The organism is Kocuria sabuli, from assembly GCF_040981185.1.
GTDB classification, from domain to species: Bacteria; Actinomycetota; Actinomycetes; order Actinomycetales; family Micrococcaceae; genus Kocuria; species Kocuria sabuli.
This window is the reverse complement of record NZ_JAVHZE010000013.1, coordinates 23,118-42,576: the sequence shown is the minus strand read 5'-3', so window position 1 is coordinate 42,576 and position 19,459 is coordinate 23,118. Positions and strand designations below refer to the sequence as shown.

Below are 19,459 nucleotides of genomic sequence, written 5' to 3'. Positions count from 1 at the left end.
CATGCGCACTGTCACCGCAACGACCACCGTGATGCCCGCCGAGTGGGCCCCGCACGCGCGGACCTGGATGGCCTTCCCCCCGCCCAACGACACCTTCGGCCCCGCCGGCAGCGAGACCCTCGCCCGCGCCCGGCGCGCCTGGGCGGGCGTGGCCCGCGCCATCGCCCGGCACGAGCCCGTCACCGTGCTGGCGGACCCCGCCGACGCGGACGCGGCCCGCACCCGGCTGGGGGAGGGGATCGAGGTCGTGGAGGCCCCGCTCGACGACGCCTGGCTGCGCGACTCCGGGCCCACCTTCGCCCACGACCCGGCCGGGGACGTGGTCGCCGTGGACTGGGTCTTCAACGGCTGGGGCGCCCAGGACTGGGCCGTCTGGGACCACGACCAGCACCTCGGCCGCCTCGTGGCCGAGCGGGCCGGGACCGAGGTGCGGCCCAGCACCCTGGTCAACGAGGGCGGCGGGTTCCACGTCGACGGCGAGGGCACCGTCCTGCTCACCGAGACCGTCCAGCTGGACCCCGGCCGCAATCCCGGGGCCACCAAGGAGCAGGTCGAGGCCGAGATCCACGCCCGCCTGGGCACCAGCACGGCGATCTGGCTGCCCCGCGGGCTGACCCGCGACTACGACGCGTTCGGCACCCGCGGCCACGTCGACATCGTCGCCGCCTTCGCCGGGCCCGGCACCGTCCTGGTGCACCGGCAGGACGACCCGGCCCACCCCGACTACGAGGTGTCCCGGGAGATCCGCGCGGTGCTCGAGGCCGCCACCGACGCGCAGGGCCGCCGGCTGCGGGTCCTCGACGTCCCCGCCCCCACGGTGCTCGACGCCGGTGACGGGTTCGTCGACTTCTCCTACATCAACCACTACGTCGCCAACGGCGTGGTCGTGCTGTGCGCCTTCGACGACCCGCACGACGCCGTCGCCGCCGGGATCCTGGCGCAGGCCTATCCCGGTCGCGCCGTCGAGCTGGTCGACGCCCGCGACATCTTCGCCTTCGGCGGCGGCATCCACTGCATCACCCAGCAGCAGCCGGCGCCCCGCGGCGCCGCCACGGCCGGGGAGGAGCCCCGATGAGCACCTTCGGCAACCACCTCGACAGCAGGCCCGGCCGCACGACCGACAGCAGCCCCGGCGGCGGGATCGACGTCGTGGAGGCGAGCATCGGGCAGCTGCGCGCCGCCCTGGAGTCCGGCCGGAGCACGAGCGAGGAGCTGGTCACCGCCTACCTCCGGCGGATCGAGGCCTACGACCGGAGCGGTCCGGAGCTCAACGCGGTCGTCGTGGACAACCCCGCGGCGCTGGACGAGGCCCGCGCCTCCGACGCGCGCCGGGCCCGCGGGCAGGTGCTCGGGCCGCTGGACGGCATCCCGTACACCGCCAAGGACAGCTACCGGGTGCGCGGGCTCACCGTGGCGGCCGGCTCGCCCGCGTTCGAGCACCTCGTGGCCCAGCACGACGCCTTCACGATCGCACGGCTGCGCGCGGCCGGCGCGGTGCTGATCGGACTGACCAACATGCCCCCGATGGCCAACGGCGGCATGCAGCGCGGTCTCTACGGCCGGGCCGAGAGCCCCTATAACGGCGAGTACCTCACGGCCGCCTTCGGCTCGGGCTCCTCCAACGGCTCCGGGACGGCCACGGCGGCGAGCTTCGCCGCGTTCGGCCTCGGCGAGGAGACCTGGTCCTCCGGCCGCGCCCCCGCGTCCAACAACGCCCTGTGCGCCTACACCCCCTCGCGCGGGGTGATCTCGGTGCGCGGCAACTGGCCGCTGGTGCCCACGATGGACGTCGTCGTCCCGCACACCCGCACCGTGGCCGACCTGCTCGAGGTGCTCGACGTCGTGGTCGCCGACGACCCCGAGACCCGCGGCGACTTCTGGCGGGTGCAGCCCTGGATCGAGCTCCCGAAGGCGTCGGCCGTGCGGCCCGCCTCCTACCCGGCGCTGGCCGTCCCGGACGCCGCGGGCGCCGCCGGTGTCCTGGCCGGCGCCCGGCTGGGGGTGCCGCGGATGTACGTCGACGCCGACCCCGGGGCGGGCACCGCCGAGTCCCCGGGCATCGGCGGCCCCACCGGCCGGCGGATCGAGACCCGCCCCTCCGTGATCGCGCTCTGGGAGGCCGCGCGCCGCGACCTCGAGGCCGCCGGCGCCACGGTGGTCGAGGTCGACCTCCCGGTCGTGAGCAACTACGAGGGCGACCGGCCGGGCGCACCCACGATCGCGACCCGCGGACTGGTGAGCCCCGAGTACCTGCACCGGGAGATCGTGGACCTCTCGGCCTGGGCGTGGCACGACTTCCTCGAGGCCAACGGCGACCCCGCCCTGCACCGGCTCGCCGACGTCGACGGCGCGCTGATCTTCCCGCACCCGCCGGGCGCCCTGCCCGACCGCTACGACGGCTTCGACGACGACATCGCCGACTACCCGGGCTTCGTCCGCGAGCACGGCGTCCCCGTCCTGACGGAGATCCCGCACCTGGCGGAGGGGCTGCGCGGGCTCGAGGAGACCCGCCGCGTCGACCTGGAGCAGTGGATGGACGGGCTCGGCCTGGACGCCGTCGTGTTCCCGGCCGTCGCCGACGTCGGGCCCGCCGACGCCGACGTGGACCCGGCCGCCGCGGAGCTCGCCTGGCGCAACGGCGTGTGGGTCGCCAACGGCAACCTCGTGCCCCGGCACCTCGGCATCCCGACCGTCACGGTGCCGATGGGCACGATGGCCGACACCGGGATGCCCGTCGGCCTGACGATCGCCGGCCGGGCCTACGACGACACCGCGCTGCTGCGCCTGGCCGCGGCCTTCGAGGCCACCGGGGCCCGCCGCACCGTGCCCCCGCGCACGCCGCCCCTGGCCGGCTGAGCCCGGAGGGGTCCCCGGGACCGCACACGGCGGCCACCGAGCACGTCCGGTCGCCGCGCCCCACCTCGCGGGCCGGGGAGCGCGTCACCAGATGGTGACGCGCTCCCCGGGGGGCAGCCACAGCCCGTCGCCCGGCCGGGTGCCGAACGTCTCGTGGAAGGCGTCCATGTTCCGCACCACGCTGTTGCAGCGGAACTCGTCCGGGGCGTGCGGGTCGCCGGCCAGCCGGTTGATCAGCTCCTGCTCGCGGGCGGTCGAGCGCCACAGCGCCGCGTAGGCGTAGAAGAACCGCTCGGCGCCCGTGAGACCGTCGAGCAGCGGCGCCGAGTCCAGGTCCAGGCCCTGCTCCGCGAGCGCCATCCGGTAGGCCACCAGGGCGATCTCCAGCCCGCCGAGGTCCCCGATGTTCTCGCCCACGGTGAAGGCGCCGCTGACCCGGTGCTCGGCGGAGAGCCCGCGCGGGGTGCAGTCGTCGTACTGGGCCACCAGTGCCGCGGTGCGCCGTGAGAACTCCGCGCGGTCCTCGTCGGTCCACCAGTTCGCGAGGTGGCCCCGGGCGTCGTACTTCGCGCCCTGGTCGTCGAAGCCGTGGCCGATCTCGTGGCCGATCACGGACCCGATCGCGCCGTAGCACACCGCGTCGTCGGCGTCGAAGTGGTGTACCTCAGCGCCGTAGGCGGAGTCGTTGTAGACGACGACCACCAGGGGGACGGCTTCCCGCACGGCGGTGTCCAGCTCCGCGATCGCCATCATGAACCCGCCGTCCCCGGTGCCGAGCACCGGCAGGCGGTCCGGCCGGGCCGTCGCCGCGCCGATGGCCGTGGCCAGACCGAGGCCGATCGACTGGAACGCCTGGGTGAAGCAGAAGCCGAACTCGTCGGGGACCCGCAGGTATGCGCTGGGATAGCCCATGAAGTTCCCGGAGTCGACCGACACGATCCGCTCCGCCGGCAGGATCGCGTCGAGCTCCCGGCTCAGCACGCGCGGGTCGATGCCGTCCGCGGTGGAGAGGTCCTCGGTCTCCTCCGTGCCCCACCGCGCGTGGGCGAGGATCCGCGCGGCCGTCTCGGGGGTGCGCCGTCCGGCGTCGTGGTGTCCGGACGCGGTGAGCGCCTCGCGCACGGCCACGGCCGTCTCGGCGCAGTCGCCCAGAACGCCGAGGTCGACCGGCCGGTGGGCGCCCAGGGCGGAGTCCTCGACGTCGACCTGGACCACGGTGGTCCCGGCGCCGATGAGGGCGCCGTGCCGCATGGTCCACATGTTCAGGGCGCACCCCCATCCCACGACGACGTCGGCGTCCCGGATCGCGGCCGCGGTGAACGGCGACGAGAAGCCGCCGGAGATGCCGAGGTCGAAGGGGTCGCCGGCGAACAGGCCGTGGGCCACGGCGGACGTCGCGAGCAGGGCCCCGCAGCTCTCGGCGAGGGCGGCGATCTCGGGGCCCGCGCCGCGTCCGCCGCGTCCTGCCACGAAGACAGGACGCTCGGCGGCGCGCAGCAGCTCCGCCAGGCGCGCGACGGCGGCGGCGCCGGGGCGGACCGCCTGGGGCGGGTCCAGCGGCGGGACGGTGCCCGTCGCGGCGAGGTCGACGGGGACGGCCTGGATGTCGGTGGGGACCGAGAGCACCACGGCGCGGCGCTCGTTGACGGCGGTCCGGTAGGCGCGCACCGTGTCGGCCACGGCGCTCTGCGGGGAGTGCACCCGCTCGGCGACCGCCCCGACACTGCGGGCCAGGCCGTCCTGGTCGATCCTGAAGTTGGACCGCACGGCAGCCGCGGCCGTGTCTGCGGTCAGCACGACCATCGGCGTGCGGCTCTTGGCGGCCTCGCCGATCCCCGTCATGGCGTTGGTCAGCCCGCAGCCCTGGTGCGTCGAGACGATGCCGACCCTGCCCGACATCCGCCCGTAGGCGTCGGCCATGGTCGCCGCCCCGCCCTCGTGGCGGGCGGCGGTGAACGGCACGCCGCAGCGGCGCAGGGCGTTGGTCATCGTGAAGTTGCCGCTGCCGACCACGCCGAAGACATGGCCCGCGCCCAGCTGCGCCAGGGTGCGGCCGACCAGCTCGGCGACGGTGCCGGCCGTGCGGGGCGCCGGCCGTTCCTCCTCGCCGGGGCCGTGCTGCTCGGGGATGCTCGTGGTGGTGGTCATGGTGTCGGTCCTCCGGAGGAAAGGCCGGCGGCCGGGCCCCTCGAGGGCCCGGCCGCCGGCGAGCAGGGTGGTCGGTCAGCTCGCTGTGGTGGCGGGGACGGCGACGCGGTCCTCCGGCTCCGGCGGCGTCGTCCGCCCCGGCCGTCCGGGCGTGCGCGGGATCAGGGCCACAGCGGTCGCCGCGACCAGCCCCACCGCCGCGAAGACGACGAAGTTCCACTGGAACGGCAGGGCCATCGAGCCGATCCAGCCGCCGATGAGCGGACCGGAGATCGCGCCGATGCGGGCGAAGGACAGGGCCCAGCCGGTGGCGGTGGCCCGGGCGTAGGAGGGGTAGTACTCGGCGACCCAGCCGGTGAGCACCAGGGAGGTGGAGATCGAGCCGATGCCGGCCAGGGCCACGAACACGTAGTTGACGACGATGTTGTTGGGGAACATCAGCAGCAGGATGCCCACCCCGCCCAGCAGGTAGAAGGTCACCAGGATCAGCTTCTTGCCGTACGCGTCCGCAGCGCGGCCCAGGACCATGCCGCCGATGGCCGAGGCCAGGCTGAAGACCGCCAGGAAGGTCAACGAGGAGCCGAGGTCGTAGCCGGCCGAGCGCATGATCGACGGCAACCACGTGTTGAGTCCGTAGACCAGGACCATGCCGCAGAACAGGGAGATCCAGAAGAACACCGTGGCGCGCAGGTAGCCGCCGGAGAACAGCGCTGCCAGGGACTGCTTCCATCCCACGGGCTTGGCGGCGGCGTCGGGGGAGGGCGTGGGGCTCCAGTCGTGATCCACGAAGGGGGTCACGCCGAGCTTGCGGGCCAGCTTCTCGGCCTCGGCCCGGCGCCCCTTGCTCATGAGGTACTCGAGGGACTCGGGTAGCATCCAGGCGAGCAGGGGGAGCAGCAGCACGGGGATGAAGCCGACGCCGACCACCCAGCGCCAGCCCAGCGTGGGCAGCAGGGCCATGGCGACCAGGGCGGCTGCGAGGATGCCCAGGGAGTAGCCCGAGTACATCACGCCGTAGTTGAAGGACCGGCGCCTCGGGGCCGAGTACTCGATGGTCATGGCTGCGGCCACCGGGATGATCCCGCCCATGCCGAGCCCGCCGATGAGGCGGAACATGCCGAAGAGCTCCGGGGTGGGAGCCAGCGCGGCGCCGAGCTGCGTGGTCGTGAAGATCAGCATGGACAGCAGGAGCATCTTCTTGCGGCCGACGCGGTCCGAGAGCGTGCCGATGGTCATGGCGCCGATGAGCATGCCGACCAGGGCGTAGGAGCCGAGGCCGCCCAGTTCGAGGGGGGACAGGTCCCACTCCCTGTACTCTGCGAGCGCGGGAAGGATCGCACCCAGCACGCCGACGTCATAGCCCTCGGCCAGGATCGCGAGCCAGCAGGCGAGCAGCACCCGGTTGGTGGTCTTCTGTGGGACGGGCCACTGAGTCGAGGTAGCCATGGTCACCTGTCCTTGTCTTGGATCGGAGCCGTCCCCCGGGCGGAGGTCGGAAGAGCGGAGACGAGACCGGCGATTGTGCCGTGCATCACAGTATGGACCATCACTGACGAACGTCACAAGACCTCTATATCGACGACAGGAGCAGCAAAAATCCGCAGCCACGAGGGCACCCATGGTGCGTGCCAGGCCGCCGCGCCGTGCGGCTCGCCGGGGCCTGCCGGCTGCTGCGCGTTCCCGGCCTGCCGGCCACGGGCACCTGCTGCCGTGTGGCCACGGTGCCCGGTGCTCCGAGCTTTCACCACAAGGCAACGCTGACGTCCGAAAACGAGACTGGTCCCTCCGCCTGCCGCCCGCATACTCTCGTCTCCATGATGAGACCCGCCCCACAGAGCGCCACCCTGGAGCCCCGTAACCTCGCAGAAACACAGGAGGAGTACTTCGCCTCCGGGGAGTTCTTCGCCGAGCTGGCGGAGCTCGTGGCGGCCCGCACGGAGAGTGCCGGAGGCGACGCCGCCGTTGCGTGCAGAGCATACCTGGAAGGTGCGATGGGTCCGCTGCTCGAGGAGATCGGCTGCACCTGGCGGGTGCTGGAGAACGAGGTCCACCCCTCGGCCCCGTTCCTGATCGCCCACCGCACCGAGGGCGACGACCTCCCCACCGTGCTGATGTACGGCCACGCCGACGTCGTGGAGGGCCAGGCCGGCCAGTGGGGCGAGGACCGCGACCCGTGGACCCTGCGCGCCGAGGGCGAGCGCTGGTACGGGCGCGGAGCCGCCGACAACAAGGGCCAGCACCTGGTCGACCTCGCGGCGCTGCGGATGCTGGTCCGGCACAAGGGCGGCCTGGGGTTCAACCTGACCGTGCTGATCGAGTCCGGCGAGGAGGTCGGTTCCCCGGGGCTGGCCGAGTTCGCGGCGGCCCACCGGGAGGAGCTGCGGGCCGACCTGTTCGTCGGTTCCGACGGGCCCCGCCTCGACACGGACGTGCCCACCCTGTTCCTCGGCGCCCGCGGCGGGCTGAACCTCACCCTCGAGGCCGACCTGCGGGCCGGCCAGCACCACTCGGGCAACTGGGGCGGGCTGCTGCGCAACGCGGCCACCACCGTCGCCGCCGCGGTCGGCACCCTCGTGGACGGCCACGGCCGGATCGTCTGCGACGCCCTGCTGCCCGCGGAGCTCCCTGCGTCCGTGCGCGCGGCGCTGGCCACGGTCGACGTCGAGGACCGCGTCGGCGGACCCGCCGTGGACGAGGGCTGGGGGGATCCCGGGCTGAGCGCGGCCGAGCGGGTCTTCGGCTGGAACACCCTCGAGGTCCTCGCCCTCGACGCCGGCGACGCGGACGCCCCCATGAACGCCATCCCGGGCCGGGCGCGGGCCGTGCTGCAGCTGCGCTTCGTGGTCGGCACCGAGCTCGAGGACCTCCCCGGGCGGGTCCAGGCGCACCTCGACGCCCACGGCTATCCCATGGTCCGGGTCTCCGCGGGGATCGCCTTCCGGGCCTCCCGCACGGACCCCGACCACCCGTGGGCGCAGTGGGCCGCGGCCTCGGTGCGCCGGCGGGTCGGGGACCGGCTGGCGGTCCTGCCCAACATCGGCGGCTCCCTGCCCAACCACGTCTTCACCGACGTCCTGGGTCTGCCCACCGTGTGGATGCCGCACTCCTACCCGGGGTGCAACCAGCACGCCCCCGACGAGCACCTGCTCGAGCCCCTCGCCCGCGAGGGCTTCGCCATGGCCCTCGGCCTCTTCGACGACCTCGGCGATCCCGCCGGGCGGCCCGCAGTACGGCCTGCCCCGCCCGCCGGCGACCTTTCCTGACCCACGACCCCGGAGACGCACATGACCACCACCGCTTCCCAGGCCGCATCCTCCCCGCGGCCCGCCCTCTCGGGCCGGCGCCGCGTCCGGGCCGTGGCCGCGGCCACGATCGGCAACGCCCTCGAGTGGTTCGACATCGCGATCTACGCCCTGTTCGCGGTCTACATCGGGCAGAACTTCTTCCCGGCCGAGGACCCCGGGGTGCAGCTGATCCAGACCTTCGCCGTCTTCGGGGTCTCCTACCTCATCCGCCCCCTGGGCGGGCTGGTCCTCGGCTCCTACGCCGACAAGCACGGGCGCAAGGCCGCCCTCGTGTGGACCATCCGGCTCATGGTCCTGGGCACGGCCCTGCTGGCCTTCATGCCCGACTACGACACCATCGGCATCCTCGCTCCCGTCGGCATCATCGTGGCCCGGCTGATCCAGGGCTTCGCCGCCGGCGGCGAGTTCGGCGCCGCGACGTCCTTCCTGGTGGAGCAGGACGGCGAGGAGGGCAAGCAGCGCGGGTTCCTGGGCAGCTTCCAGTTCGCCAGCCAGGGCCTGGCCACCCTGCTCTCCGCGTCCTTCGCCGCCGGCCTGACGGCGGTGCTCTCCGAGGAGGACATGGTGAGCTGGGGCTGGCGCGTCCCGTTCGTCTTCGGCCTGCTCGTGGGCCCGGTCGGCTACTACATCCGCCGCTACGTGGACGAGTCCCCGGCCATGAGCGCCGACGACGCGGCCGCGCAGAAGGCGGACCTGCAGCCCGTCCGCAACCTCTTCCGCCACCAGTGGGCCGGGATCCTCATCGCCGGCGGCATGCTCGTGGTCTCCACGGCCCTGAACTTCATCCTCCAGTACCTGCCCACGTTCAGCATCCGCGAGCTGGGCCTGAACCCGTCGCTGTCCTTCACGGCCCTGATGATCACCGGGGTGATCCTCACCTTCCTCACCCCCGTGGTCGGCCACCTGTCCGACCGGGTCGGCCGGATCCGCATCATGTTCCCGGCGGCGCTGGCCATCGGCATCTCGGTGGTCCCGCTGTTCGGGTGGCTGATCGCCCGGCCCGCGTTCTGGACCCTCGTGGGCGTGATGATCGTGCTCGGCACGCTCAAGGCCCTGTACTTCGCGGCCCTGCCCTCCGTGATGGCCGACGTCTTCCCCGTGCGCTCCCGGGCCACCGGGCTGGCCTTCAGCTACAACAGTGCCACGGCCGTCTTCGGCGGGTTCACCCCCACGATCGCCGCCGCCCTGATCACCCTCACCGGCCAGCAGGTCGCCCCCGGCTACTACCTGCTCGTGGTCTCGATCATCAGCATCAGCGCCCTGCTGGCCGCGGTGCGCGTGCGGGGGATCCGCTGAGCGGGCCCCGCCCCGACGAGGCGGCCGTGCCGGGTCCCGGAGCGCTCCGGGACCCGGCACGTCCGCCGTCCGCCCTCCGCCACACCTGGTCCGAGGACGTGGCGGGTCTGCTCGTCGGCACCTTCGTCGTCTCGTTCGGACTGCACCTGCTGCACGCCGTCGAAGCCGTGACCGGGGGGACCGCCGGACTGGCCCTGCTGGTCGGCTATGCCACCGGGCTGCCGTTCGGGGCGGTCTTCGTCGGGGTCAACCTGCCCTTCCTCGCCCTGGGGTGGTGGCAGAAGGGCTGGGTGTTCACGCTGCGCACGCTGGTGGCGGTGGCACTCGTCTCGGCCCTCTCCTCCGTGCACCCGGCCGGGCTCGGCGGGCTCGCCCCGGACCCGCGCTACACCGTCCTGGCGGGCAACCTGCTCATCGGGATCGGCATGCTCATCGTCTTCCGCCACTCCGCGAGCCTCGGCGGGTTCAACATCCTGGCGCTGCTGGCCCAGGAGCGCCTCGGCTGGCGGGCCGGGTACGTGCAGCTGGGCTTCGACGTCGCCGTCGTCCTCCTGGCCCTCACGGTCGTGCCGCCGGCCGGCGTGCTGCTCTCCGCGGCGGGGGCGGTCGTGCTCAACACCGTGCTGGCGATGAACCACCGCCCGGGTCGGTACCTCGGGCACTGACGTCATGCACATCACAAACCTTACGGGCGTCACAGAATTGATATGGTGGAGCGCATGACACAGCACGAGGAGCCCGTCGCCGGCGGCGTACGACAGCTCGAGGACTCCGTCCGGACGGACTTCCGGGGCGCCATGTCCTACGGCCGCTACCTGGACCTGGACCGCGTCCTCGGGGCCCAGCACCCCGTGAGCCGGCCCGAGCACCACGACGAGATGCTGTTCATCATCCAGCACCAGACCACCGAGCTGTGGCTCAAGCTCGTGCTGCACGAGCTGCGGGAGTCCCGCCGGCTGATCGACGCCGGGGACCTCGGCAAGGCGCTCAAGGGCCTGGCCCGGGTCAAGGCGATCCAGCGCACCCTCACGGAGCAGTGGTCCGTGCTGGGCACCCTCACCCCCCGGGAGTACGCCCAGTTCCGCGGCTCCCTGGGCAGCTCCTCGGGCTTCCAGTCGTACCAGTACCGCGCGGTGGAGTTCATCCTCGGCAACAAGCACCCCGGGATGCTCGAGGTGTTCTCCAGCGAGCCCGAGGCGCACGGGATGCTCTCGGCGCTGCTCGAGGAGCCCACCGTCTACGACGCCTTCCTGCGGGCGCTGGCCCGGGAGGGCTACGCCGTGCCGCAGGACGTGCTCGAGCGCGACGTCACCCAGCCGTGGACCTTCCGCGAGGACCTCGTGCCCGTGTTCCGGGAGATCTACGAGTCCGAGGACACCCCCTGGGGCTACTACGAGGCCTGCGAGGACCTCGTGGACCTCGAGGACAACTTCCAGGCCTGGCGCTTCCGCCATCTGCGCACCGTCCAGCGGACCATCGGCTTCAAGTCCGGGACGGGCGGCTCCTCCGGCGTCGGCTTCCTCAAGCGCGCCCTGGACCTCACCTTCTTCCCGGAGCTCTACGCCGTGCGCACCGAGATCGGCACCTGATCCTCCCCGCCCGCCCGCCGGCCTCCCGCCGGTCCCGACCGAAGGCCCGCCCATGACCTCCGTCCCCGTCCCGGCCTCCGTGGCCACCGCGTCCGCCGCGCAGCTCGACGACGCCGACCCGCTCGCCGGCTTCCGCGGACGCTTCCTCGACCCCGCCGGCGAGCACGTCGTCGCCTACCTCGACGGCAACTCCCTCGGCCGCCCGCTCGCGGAGACCCCGGCCCGGCTCGCCGAGTTCATCGGCACCGAGTGGGGCGAGCGGCTGATCCGCAGCTGGGACGAGCGCTGGATGGACGAGCCCACGGCCCTGGGCGACCGCCTCGGCGAGGTGGTTCTCGGCGCGGGGCCCGGCCAGACCGTGGTCGCGGACTCCACCTCGGTGCTGCTCTACAAGCTGCTGCGCGCCGCCCTCGACGGCCGGCCGGGCCGCGACGAGATCGTCGTCGACCGCGACAACTTCCCCACGGACCGCTTCCTCGTGGAGGGCATCGCCGCCGAGCGCGGCGCCCGCATCCGGTGGATCCAGGCCGACCCGGCCACCGGGGTCCGCCCGGAGGACGTCGCCGCCGTCGTGGGGCCCCGCACCGCCGTGGTCCTGCTCAGCCACGTGGCCTACCGCTCCGGCTTCCTCGCCGACGCCCCCGCGATCACCGCCCTCGTCCACGACGCCGGGGCCCTGGTGCTGTGGGACCTGTGCCACTCGGCCGGGTCCGTGCCCGTGGCACTCGACGCGTGGGGCGTGGACCTCGCCGTGGGCTGCACCTACAAGTACCTCAACGGCGGCCCCGGCGCCCCGGCGTTCGGCTACGTCCGCGCCGGGCTCCAGCAGCGGCTCCAGCAGCCCATCTGGGGCTGGATGGGCGCCCACCAGCCCTTCGGGATGTCCCCCGACTACCGGCCCGCCGAGGACGTGCGCCGCTTCCTCACCGGCACCCCGCCGATCCTGGCCATGCAGCCGCTCAAGCACATGGTGGAGCTCATCGCCGAGGCCGGCATGGACGCGGTCCGGGAGAAGTCCGTCCTGCTCACCGAGCGGGCGATCGTGCTGGCGGACGAGCTGCTCGCCCCGCTCGGCGTCGAGCTGGCCAGCCCCCGGGACCCCGCCGAACGGGGATCGCACATCACCGTGAACCACCCCCGCTTCCGCGAGGTGACCGCCGCCCTGTGGGAGCGCGGCGTGATCCCCGACTTCCGGGCCCCGCACGGGCTGCGGATCGGGCTGTCCCCGCTGAGCACCTCCTTCGCCGAGCTGCAGGCCGGGATGGAGGCCGTCCGGGACGCCCTGCTCGAGGTGCAGTGACCCCCGTCCTGGACGACATGGTCTCCCGGCCCGGGAGCACCGTGTCCCTGCTGCGCACCGTCGTCGGGCTCTACCTGCGCGACGCCGGGGGCTGGATGCCCACCCGGGCGCTCCTGGAGCTCATGGCGGCGCTCGGGGTCCCCGCACCCCAGACCCGCACCGCGCTGAGCCGCGTCAAGCAGCGCGGCGTCCTCGCCGCCGCGACCCGGGAGGGCCGGCCCGGCTTCGCGCTCGCCGAGGGCGCCGTGCCCATGCTCGAGCGCGGCGACCGCCGGATCGACCGGCCGCGCAGCATGGGCCCGGGCGACGACTGGTGCGTGATCGTGTTCTCCGTCCCGGAGGAGGAGCGGGAGCGCCGCCACCAGCTGCGCCGGCGGCTGCGCTGGGTCGGCTGCGGCACCGTCTCGCCCGGGGTGTGGATCTGCCCGGACTTCCTCCGCGGCGAGGTCCTCGGCATCCTCGCGGACCTGGCGCTCGCGGACCGGGCGGTGCTGTTCACCACCCGGGGCCTGCCGACGGCGGCGGACCTGCCGGAGGCGATCGGGCAGTGGTGGGACCTCGACCACCTCGCGGCGCTGCACCGGGACTTCATCGCGAACTGCGCCGCCGTGCCGGGCGTCGGGCCGGACCCGGCGCCCGATCCCGAGACCTTCGCGGACTACGTCCGGTGCATCGACCACTGGCGGCCGATCCCCTACCTGGACCCGGGCCTGCCGCCCGGCTGCCTGCCGGCGGACTGGCCGGGGACCGAGAGCGTCGCCCTGTTCCGCGGCATCCGGGACAGCCACGCCGGGCCCAGTGCGGCGTTCGTGCGGGAGGTGCTGTCCTCGGGGCTTCCCCGGGTGCTCTCCGCGGACGGCCCGTCCCGGCCCTGAGCGAACCCCGGGCCATACTGGAGGCCCGGGCGAAGGAGGCAATGACCGTGGTCCAGCTGCTGCCCACGCACCTGCAGTACTTCGCGGAGGTGGCCCGGACGGGCTCCGTCACCGAGGCCGCCGGAGCCCTGCGCGTGGCGCCCTCGGCCATCAGCCGGCAGATCGCCAAGCTCGAGGCCGCCTTCGGGGTGCCGCTGTTCACCCGGCACGCCCGCGGCATGGCCCTGACCCCGGCCGGCGAGAGCCTGCTGGCCTACACCCGGCGGGCCGAGATCGAGACCGGCGCCCTGCTGGCCTCCCTCGGCTCCGGCGCCTCGCCCCGGTCGCAGCAGATCGTCGTGGCGGCCACCGAGGGCTTCGCCCACCGGCTCGTGCCGGCGGCCATGGCGCAGCTGTGCCGGGTCCACCCCCGGGCGTCCTTCACGCTCCACGTGGTGAGCAGCGACGAGGCCACCCGGATGGTGGTGGAGGGCTCGGTGGACATCGCCGCGACCTACTCCCTGGGCCCCGCGGACGGGGTGCGCGTGGAGCACACCTCGACGTGGCCGCTGTTCGCGGTGGTCAGCGCCGACCACCCCCTGGCGAACCGGCCGACCGTGACCCTCGGCGAGCTCGCCCACCACCCGCTGGCCCTGGCGATGCGGGACACCAGCCAGCGCCAGCTGCTCGACTCGGCCGCCCGCAGCGAGGGCCTGGCCCTGCGCCCCGTCCTCGAGTGCAGCCGGGTCGCGCCGATCTACGAGTTCGCCCGCTCGGGGGAGGGGGTCGGCTTCATCAGCGAGCTGGGCGCCGGCCCCCGGCCCGAGGACGGGCTGGTCCACGTCCGGGTCGACCACTACGTCTTCGGCCAGCGCAGCGCCCAGCTGCAGACGCCGGTCGGGCGCCCGCAGGCGCCGCTGCTGCTCGACTTCCTGCGCCTGCTCATCGTGGAGCTGGACCCGGACTACGTGCCCGAGAGGGCCAGCTCCCTCACCCGGCAGCTGCCGCCGGCCTGACCGCCGGCCTGACCGCCCGGGCTGACCGCCCGGCCTGACCGCCGGCCCCGACCGCCCGGCCCCCGCTCAGGGCAGCAGGCGCTCCAGGAGCCGCCGGCACGTCCGGTACGCCTCCTTATCGGGCTCGATCACCGCGAAGTGGTCCCCGCCCACCTCGTGGAGCTCGGCGGGGTCACCGGCCGCGCGGGCCGCCGCCACGTAGTCCGCCGACATGGCGAAGGGCACGGTGTCGTCGGTCCTGCTGTGCACGGCGTGCACCGGGGTCCCGATCGGCAGGGCACGCGCCGGATCGGCCAGGGCGAAGGGCTCCGCCCGCTCCGCGGAGGCGCCGCCCATCAGGTTCCGGGCCGCGTGCTCGCCCAGTTCCAGCCGCTCGGCCGCGGCGAGGTCCAGCACCCCGGCCTGGCTCACCACCCCGGCCGGGAGCACCGCCGGACCGGCCCCGGGGGCGTCCGGGGGCAGCAGGTGCCGTCCGGCGGCCCACACCGCGAGGTGCCCGCCGGCGGAGTGGCCCAGGAGCGCGACGCGGTGCAGGTCGAGCCCGGAGGGGCCGGCGACCGTGGCGAGGTGGTCGATGCCGGCGGCGACGTCCTCGAACGTGGTCGGCCAGCCGCCGGCCCCCGGGGCCCCGTCGCTGCCGGCGCGCCGGTACTCCAGGTTCCACACCGCGAATCCGTGCCCCACCAGGTCCTCGGCCGCAGCCGTGCCCAGCTCGGCGGAGTACTTGTCCCGCCAGTAGCCGCCGTGGACGACCACCACGGTGCCCCGCGGGGCGGCCCCGCCGGGGTCCGGGAGGTACAGGTCCCCCCACTGGTCCTCGTGGGGGCCGTAGAAGAGCTTCGTCGCCACTGTCTGCCTCTTTCCGGACGGGAGTCGGGTCGTCGTGCGTCGTCCTCCCCGGACCGCGCTCGTGCACCGAGCCGACGAGGAGACGTGCCGTGGTCACCGTACGGGTTCCGGGCGGCGTAGCGTAGAGCGTCCGGGAGCGGCCACCGCGTGGTCGTCCCACCGCCCGCCGAACTGCCAAGGAGTCAACGCTCGTGGAACCCCTGCCGCTGGAGCCCCTCACCCGATTCCTCGCCGTGGACCGTGCCGAGGACCTCGACGGGCTCGCCGCGCGCATCCCGGGCTCGGGCTTCCTGTGCTTCTACCCCAACGACGAGGAGTACGCCGGGTTCGTGGACGGCACGGGCCGGCTCTGGCTGCGCGGCGACGACGCCACCCCCGCCCGGGAGCTGCTGGAGGTGCTCGAGCCGCCCTTCCGCATCGCCTACCCGGTGGCCCCGGCCGTGACCGGTGACGAGGAGGCGGTCATCTCCGGCGGGGTGCTGCAGACCCCCGAGGAGCTGGCGGCCTACTGCGCCCGCTTCGCCGACGTGGAGGGGGGCGTGGACATCGACCACCAGGCCCACGCCGTGGACGCGAACGGCCAGCACTGGACCCTGATGGCCGGCACGGACCCCGCGGTGGTGCTCGCCCTCTGCTTCGGCCGCGACGAGGACGGGAACCCGTTCTCCGAGCAGATCCCCTTCAGCGCGGAGGCGCTGCCCCTGCCGATCACCGTCGTCGAGCTCGACTGAGCTCAGCCCCCCGCCCCGATGGTGACGACGGCCCGTCCGCGGATCCGCCGCGCGTCGAGGTCCTTGTAGGCCCGGTCCGCCTCGGCGAACGGGTACGTGTCGGTGACGAGGTCGTCCAGGGAGATCCGCCCCTCGGCCACCAGGGCGAGCACGGCGGGCATGTCCCGCCCGGCCCGGGCGCCGTAGGAGCCGAGGATCTGGATCTTCCGGCGGACCACGTGGGCGATGTTGATCTGCGCCTCCACGCCGGCGGGGGCGATGCCCACCAGGACCACCCGGCCGCCGTCGTCGACCAGGTCCACGGCCGTGCGCACCGTGGCGGCGCTGCCGAAGGCCTCGAACGCCACGTCCACCCCGTGCCCGTCGGTCAGCGCGCGCACGGCCTGCTGCGGGTCCTCGTCCCGGGAGTTGACGGTGTCCGTGGCGCCCATGCGCCGGGCCAGCTCGAGCTTGTCGTCGCTGATGTCCACGGCGACGATCCGCTCCGCACCGTGGGCGGCGGCCATCTGGACGATGTTCAGCCCGATCCCGCCGACCGCGACCACCGCGACGGTGTCGCCCGCGCGGACGTCCCCGACGTTGTGCACGGCCCCGTAGCCGGTGAACACGCTGCACCCCAGGATTGCGGCCTTGTCCAGGGGGATGTCGTCGGGCAGCCGGAAGACGCCCGTGGCGGGCACGACCGCGAACTCGGCCAGCCCGGCCATCGAGTACATGGCGACCGGACGGCCCGAGGCGTCCGAGAGCCGTGAGGAGCCGTCGTAGAGCTGGCCCTTGAGCCGGTTCTTGGCGAAGAACTCCTCGCACAGGTCCTCGTGGCCCCGTGCGCAGTGCCGGCACGTGCCGCACGGCATGATGAAGCTGCACACCACCCGGTCCCCCTCCGTCAGTCCCTCGACCCCGGGACCGGTCTGCTCCACCCAGCCGGAGATCTCGTGCCCCAGGACGCAGGGCATGGGGAAGGCGACCTCTCCCTTGATCACGTGGAGGTCCGTGTGGCACACCCCGCAGGCGGCGACCTGGACCAGCACCTCGCCCTCCTGCGGGGCGCTCTGGGCGAGGTCCTCGAGGGAGAAGCTTCCTCCGGCGGTCCTGAGCACGTGTGCTCTCATCGTCGTCCTTCCGTTGCTCTGCGGTTCCTCGGTCCTCCGAGCATGCCCCGGGACGGGGCTCCGGGGAAGAGCGCGCGCCCCGCTGCACCGGATGTGCGCGGCGCCCCGCCTAGAGTGAGGTGCGGCACCGGTTCGGTGACCGCTCCCGGACCGACGCGAGACAGGGGACATCCGCCATGGCACTCGACCGCGCCAGCACGGCCTTCCTGCAGGAGCTGGCCGACTCCGCCCCGCCGGGCACCCCGACGATGTGGGAGATGACCCCGGCGCAGGTCCGTGCCGCGGGCGCCGACCGGCGCGCCCGCTACGGCTCCGGCCCGGACATGCACCGGGTCGAGGAGCACCTCCTGGACGGGCACGACGGCGGAGTCTTCCGGGTGCGCGTCCTCGTTCCCGTGCAGACCCCGGCCGCGGTCCTGGTCCACCTGCACGGCGGTGGCTGGGTGCTCGGGGACATCGACGGCTACGACACCCTGGGGCGGCTGCTCGCGGACCGCTCCGGCGCCGCCGTCGTCCTGGTGGAGTACCGCAAGGCCCCGGAGCACCCGTTCCCCACGCCCCTGGAGGACGGCTGGACGGCGCTGCAGTGGGCGGCGGAGCATCTGCAGGCGATCGCGGGACGTCCGGTGCCGCTGTTCGTGGCCGGGGACAGCGCCGGCGGGAACCTGGCGGCGGTGCTCACCCACCGGGCCCGCGACCGCGGCGGCCCCGAGCTCGCCGGGCAGGTCCTGATGTACCCCGTCACCGACGCGGACCTGACCCGGCCCTCCTACCGCGAGCCGGAGAACCAGTCCTTCCTCACCACCGACGAGATGCGCTGGTTCTGGCACCACTACGTCCCCGACGAGAGCGCTCGCCGGCACCCCGAGGCCTCTCCGCTGCGCGCCGATTCCCTGGGCGACCTTCCTCCGGCCCTGGTCGTCACCGCGGAGCACGACGTCCTCCGCGACGAGGGCGAGGCCTATGCCCAGCGGCTCCGGGCCGAGGGCGTGGCGGTGGTGCACCGCCGCTGGCCCGGTCAGATGCACGCGTTCTTCTCGCTGGTCAACATCCTCCCGGCCAGCGCGGAGGCGATCGACCTCGTCGCGGCCCATCTGCGGGGGAGCGCCGCACCGTAGCACCGGACCGGACCGGACCGGGCGCGGGTCCGGACTCAGTGCTGCGCCAGGGCCTCGTCGTCGTGACCCCGGTCAGGCGGCTTCGGGGACGGCGGTGGGGACGGCGGCGGGCGCGGCGGCCGGCGCGCAGGCGGCGGCGAGCGCCGCGCGCACCGTGCCGAACTTCGCCGCGGTCTCCGCCAGGGCGGTCTCCACGGTGGAGGCGGCGTCCAGCTCCGCGGCGGCGTGCAGCCGGGCCCGGGTCCCGTCCAGGTGGACGCTGCGCAGCACCGGCACCCACTGGCCGTGCCCGGCGGCGTCGGTCCACCCCACGAGTCCCGCGAAGGCGCCGCGGGGGCGCGGCTCGAGCTCCCGGATCAGGGACATGGCCTCGCGGCCGGCGGCACCACCGCCCGCCGCCTCGCGGTGCAGGGCCACGGCGGCCTCCAGGGCGCTGGTGCCCCGGCGCAGGCGGCCCGTGAGCCGGGTCGCGAGGTGCCAGGCGGCGTCGGTGCCCAGCACACTGGGCTGCTCGGGCACGTGCAGGGAGGCCGCGCACGGCGCCAGGCGCCGGGCCAGGTGCTCGACGACGTGCTGGTGCCGCCGGCGCGCGGCGGGGGAGCGCAGCAGGGACCCCTGGGCGGCCGCGTCGCCCGAGACCGTGGGGTGGCGCGCGGCGCAGCCGGTGAACAGGTGGGCCGTGAAGCCGCTCGGCCGCACCTCGGCCGTCAGCTCCGGGCCCGCCCCGAGCACCGGGCCGCCGTCCTGGGGGTGCACCCGGTAGGCGTGGCCGCCCGGGGCGCGGACCACCAGCTCGTCCCACAGCCGGTCCGGGTCCACGGGGGCGGGGAGCTCCAGGTCCAGGGCGTGGGCGAGCGCCACGTGCTGCGCGGCGCCGCGGCCGATGCGGTCCAGGACCTCGGCGAGCGCCTCGCGGTGCTCGGTGTCCGGGACGGGGGCGGAGGGCACGAGCTGCCGGGCCGGCGGCACCGGGGCCGCCGGTTCCGGGCGGGGCACCCACACGGGCCGCTCGGCGAGGAACAGGTCGGCCGGCTCGTCCGGGTCGAAGGGGACGGTGCCGCACACCACCGGCCGCACGGCCCCGCGGGCGCCGGCGTCGAACACCTCGCGGGTGATCTCGTCCAGACGGGCCAGGACCGTCCCGACGCCGTCGTCCGTCATCCGGGCGGCGGGCAGCGTCCGGTCCCGGCGGGCGAAGAGGATCCCGTGGCGGCCCGCGAACGCGAAGTCGTCGTCGGGGAGCGTCGTTCCGCGGGTCATGTGCGGTGCCTCCGGTCGGGGGATC

16 protein-coding genes are annotated in these 19,459 nt (G+C 74.3%); 11 read left to right on the top strand and 5 right to left on the bottom strand.

The genetic code is table 11. The features are described 5' to 3' along the window. Position 1 precedes the first annotated feature (1 nt). Both RE027_RS12845 and RE027_RS12840 read left to right on the top strand, forming a co-directional pair. On the top strand, positions 2 to 1,075 hold the full coding sequence (locus tag RE027_RS12845; protein WP_368808667.1) for an agmatine deiminase family protein: 1,074 nt from the start codon (positions 2 to 4) through the stop codon (positions 1,073 to 1,075). After that, positions 1,072 to 2,856 (top strand): amidase, encoded by a 1,785-nt coding sequence (locus tag RE027_RS12840; RefSeq protein WP_368808666.1) that lies wholly within the window; start codon positions 1,072 to 1,074, stop codon positions 2,854 to 2,856. Before RE027_RS12845 ends, RE027_RS12840 begins: the two co-directional genes overlap by 4 nt. A gap of 84 nt (positions 2,857 to 2,940) precedes the next feature. On the opposite strand, the gene RE027_RS12835 is transcribed toward RE027_RS12840, so the two are convergent. Together RE027_RS12835 and RE027_RS12830 are read right to left on the bottom strand one after the other, a co-directional pair. Further along, positions 2,941 to 5,004, bottom strand: coding sequence for a M13-type metalloendopeptidase (locus tag RE027_RS12835; RefSeq protein WP_368808665.1), 2,064 nt, complete (start codon positions 5,002 to 5,004; stop codon positions 2,941 to 2,943). A 75-nt stretch (positions 5,005 to 5,079) separates the two neighbouring features. Continuing rightward, positions 5,080 to 6,450, bottom strand: a complete 1,371-nt coding sequence (locus RE027_RS12830) for an MFS transporter (RefSeq protein WP_368808664.1) — start codon at positions 6,448 to 6,450, stop codon at positions 5,080 to 5,082. A gap of 368 nt (positions 6,451 to 6,818) precedes the next feature. Here RE027_RS12830 and RE027_RS12825 point away from each other — a divergent pair, with 368 nt between their 5' ends. The 7 genes from RE027_RS12825 (at position 6,819) to RE027_RS12795 (ending at position 14,364) form a co-directional block, all read left to right on the top strand. Beyond that, on the top strand, positions 6,819 to 8,267 hold the full coding sequence (locus RE027_RS12825) for a M20 family metallopeptidase (protein ID WP_368808663.1): 1,449 nt from the start codon (positions 6,819 to 6,821) through the stop codon (positions 8,265 to 8,267). A 21-nt stretch (positions 8,268 to 8,288) separates the two neighbouring features. After that, complete coding sequence (locus tag RE027_RS12820) at positions 8,289 to 9,605, top strand: MFS transporter (protein WP_368808662.1); 1,317 nt, start codon at positions 8,289 to 8,291, stop codon at positions 9,603 to 9,605. A 98-nt stretch (positions 9,606 to 9,703) separates the two neighbouring features. Then, positions 9,704 to 10,270, top strand: a complete 567-nt coding sequence (locus RE027_RS12815) for a YitT family protein (RefSeq protein WP_368808661.1) — start codon at positions 9,704 to 9,706, stop codon at positions 10,268 to 10,270. Between the two features lie 54 nt (positions 10,271 to 10,324). Next, a complete protein-coding gene (gene kynA / locus RE027_RS12810) occupies positions 10,325 to 11,194 on the top strand; it encodes a tryptophan 2,3-dioxygenase (protein ID WP_368808660.1) in 870 nt (289 codons plus the stop codon). A 52-nt stretch (positions 11,195 to 11,246) separates the two neighbouring features. Then, positions 11,247 to 12,494 (top strand): kynureninase, encoded by a 1,248-nt coding sequence (locus RE027_RS12805; protein ID WP_368808659.1) that lies wholly within the window; start codon positions 11,247 to 11,249, stop codon positions 12,492 to 12,494. Next, positions 12,491 to 13,369, top strand: coding sequence for a PaaX family transcriptional regulator (locus RE027_RS12800; RefSeq protein ID WP_368808658.1), 879 nt, complete (start codon positions 12,491 to 12,493; stop codon positions 13,367 to 13,369). The genes RE027_RS12805 and RE027_RS12800 overlap by 4 nt, the downstream gene beginning before the upstream one ends. A gap of 41 nt (positions 13,370 to 13,410) precedes the next feature. After that, positions 13,411 to 14,364, top strand: a complete 954-nt coding sequence (locus RE027_RS12795) for a LysR family transcriptional regulator (protein ID WP_368808657.1) — start codon at positions 13,411 to 13,413, stop codon at positions 14,362 to 14,364. Positions 14,365 to 14,430: 66 nt separating this feature from the next. Here RE027_RS12795 and RE027_RS12790 read toward each other — a convergent pair whose 3' ends face one another. Then, a complete protein-coding gene (locus tag RE027_RS12790; RefSeq protein WP_368808656.1) occupies positions 14,431 to 15,213 on the bottom strand; it encodes an alpha/beta hydrolase family protein in 783 nt (260 codons plus the stop codon). Between the two features lie 191 nt (positions 15,214 to 15,404). Between RE027_RS12790 and RE027_RS12785 the strand changes: the two genes are divergently transcribed. Next, positions 15,405 to 15,944, top strand: a complete 540-nt coding sequence (locus RE027_RS12785; RefSeq protein WP_368808655.1) for a hypothetical protein — start codon at positions 15,405 to 15,407, stop codon at positions 15,942 to 15,944. A gap of 2 nt (positions 15,945 to 15,946) precedes the next feature. Here the strand turns inward: RE027_RS12785 and RE027_RS12780 are convergent, their stop codons facing one another. Then, complete coding sequence (locus RE027_RS12780) at positions 15,947 to 17,056, bottom strand: zinc-binding dehydrogenase (protein WP_368808654.1); 1,110 nt, start codon at positions 17,054 to 17,056, stop codon at positions 15,947 to 15,949. A gap of 176 nt (positions 17,057 to 17,232) precedes the next feature. Here RE027_RS12780 and RE027_RS12775 point away from each other — a divergent pair, with 176 nt between their 5' ends. Continuing rightward, positions 17,233 to 18,174, top strand: a complete 942-nt coding sequence (locus tag RE027_RS12775) for an alpha/beta hydrolase (protein ID WP_368808653.1) — start codon at positions 17,233 to 17,235, stop codon at positions 18,172 to 18,174. 72 nt (positions 18,175 to 18,246) lie between these two features. On the opposite strand, the gene RE027_RS12770 is transcribed toward RE027_RS12775, so the two are convergent. Then, entirely contained in the window at positions 18,247 to 19,434 is a 1,188-nt protein-coding gene (locus RE027_RS12770) for a chorismate-binding protein (RefSeq protein WP_368808652.1), read from the bottom strand. Positions 19,435 to 19,459: the final 25 nt, after the last annotated feature.

Coding starts and splice junctions, on each gene's coding strand:
- RE027_RS12845 (WP_368808667.1), top strand. CDS start 2: ATGCGCACTGTCACCGCAACGACCACCGTGATGCCCGCCGAGTGGGCC.
- RE027_RS12840 (WP_368808666.1), top strand. CDS start 1,072: ATGAGCACCTTCGGCAACCACCTCGACAGCAGGCCCGGCCGCACGACC.
- RE027_RS12835 (WP_368808665.1), bottom strand. CDS start 5,004: ATGACCACCACCACGAGCATCCCCGAGCAGCACGGCCCCGGCGAGGAG.
- RE027_RS12830 (WP_368808664.1), bottom strand. CDS start 6,450: ATGGCTACCTCGACTCAGTGGCCCGTCCCACAGAAGACCACCAACCGG.
- RE027_RS12825 (WP_368808663.1), top strand. CDS start 6,819: ATGATGAGACCCGCCCCACAGAGCGCCACCCTGGAGCCCCGTAACCTC.
- RE027_RS12820 (WP_368808662.1), top strand. CDS start 8,289: ATGACCACCACCGCTTCCCAGGCCGCATCCTCCCCGCGGCCCGCCCTC.
- kynA (WP_368808660.1), top strand. CDS start 10,325: ATGACACAGCACGAGGAGCCCGTCGCCGGCGGCGTACGACAGCTCGAG.
- RE027_RS12805 (WP_368808659.1), top strand. CDS start 11,247: ATGACCTCCGTCCCCGTCCCGGCCTCCGTGGCCACCGCGTCCGCCGCG.
- RE027_RS12795 (WP_368808657.1), top strand. CDS start 13,411: ATGACCGTGGTCCAGCTGCTGCCCACGCACCTGCAGTACTTCGCGGAG.
- RE027_RS12780 (WP_368808654.1), bottom strand. CDS start 17,056: ATGAGAGCACACGTGCTCAGGACCGCCGGAGGAAGCTTCTCCCTCGAG.
- RE027_RS12775 (WP_368808653.1), top strand. CDS start 17,233: ATGGCACTCGACCGCGCCAGCACGGCCTTCCTGCAGGAGCTGGCCGAC.
- RE027_RS12770 (WP_368808652.1), bottom strand. CDS start 19,434: ATGACCCGCGGAACGACGCTCCCCGACGACGACTTCGCGTTCGCGGGC.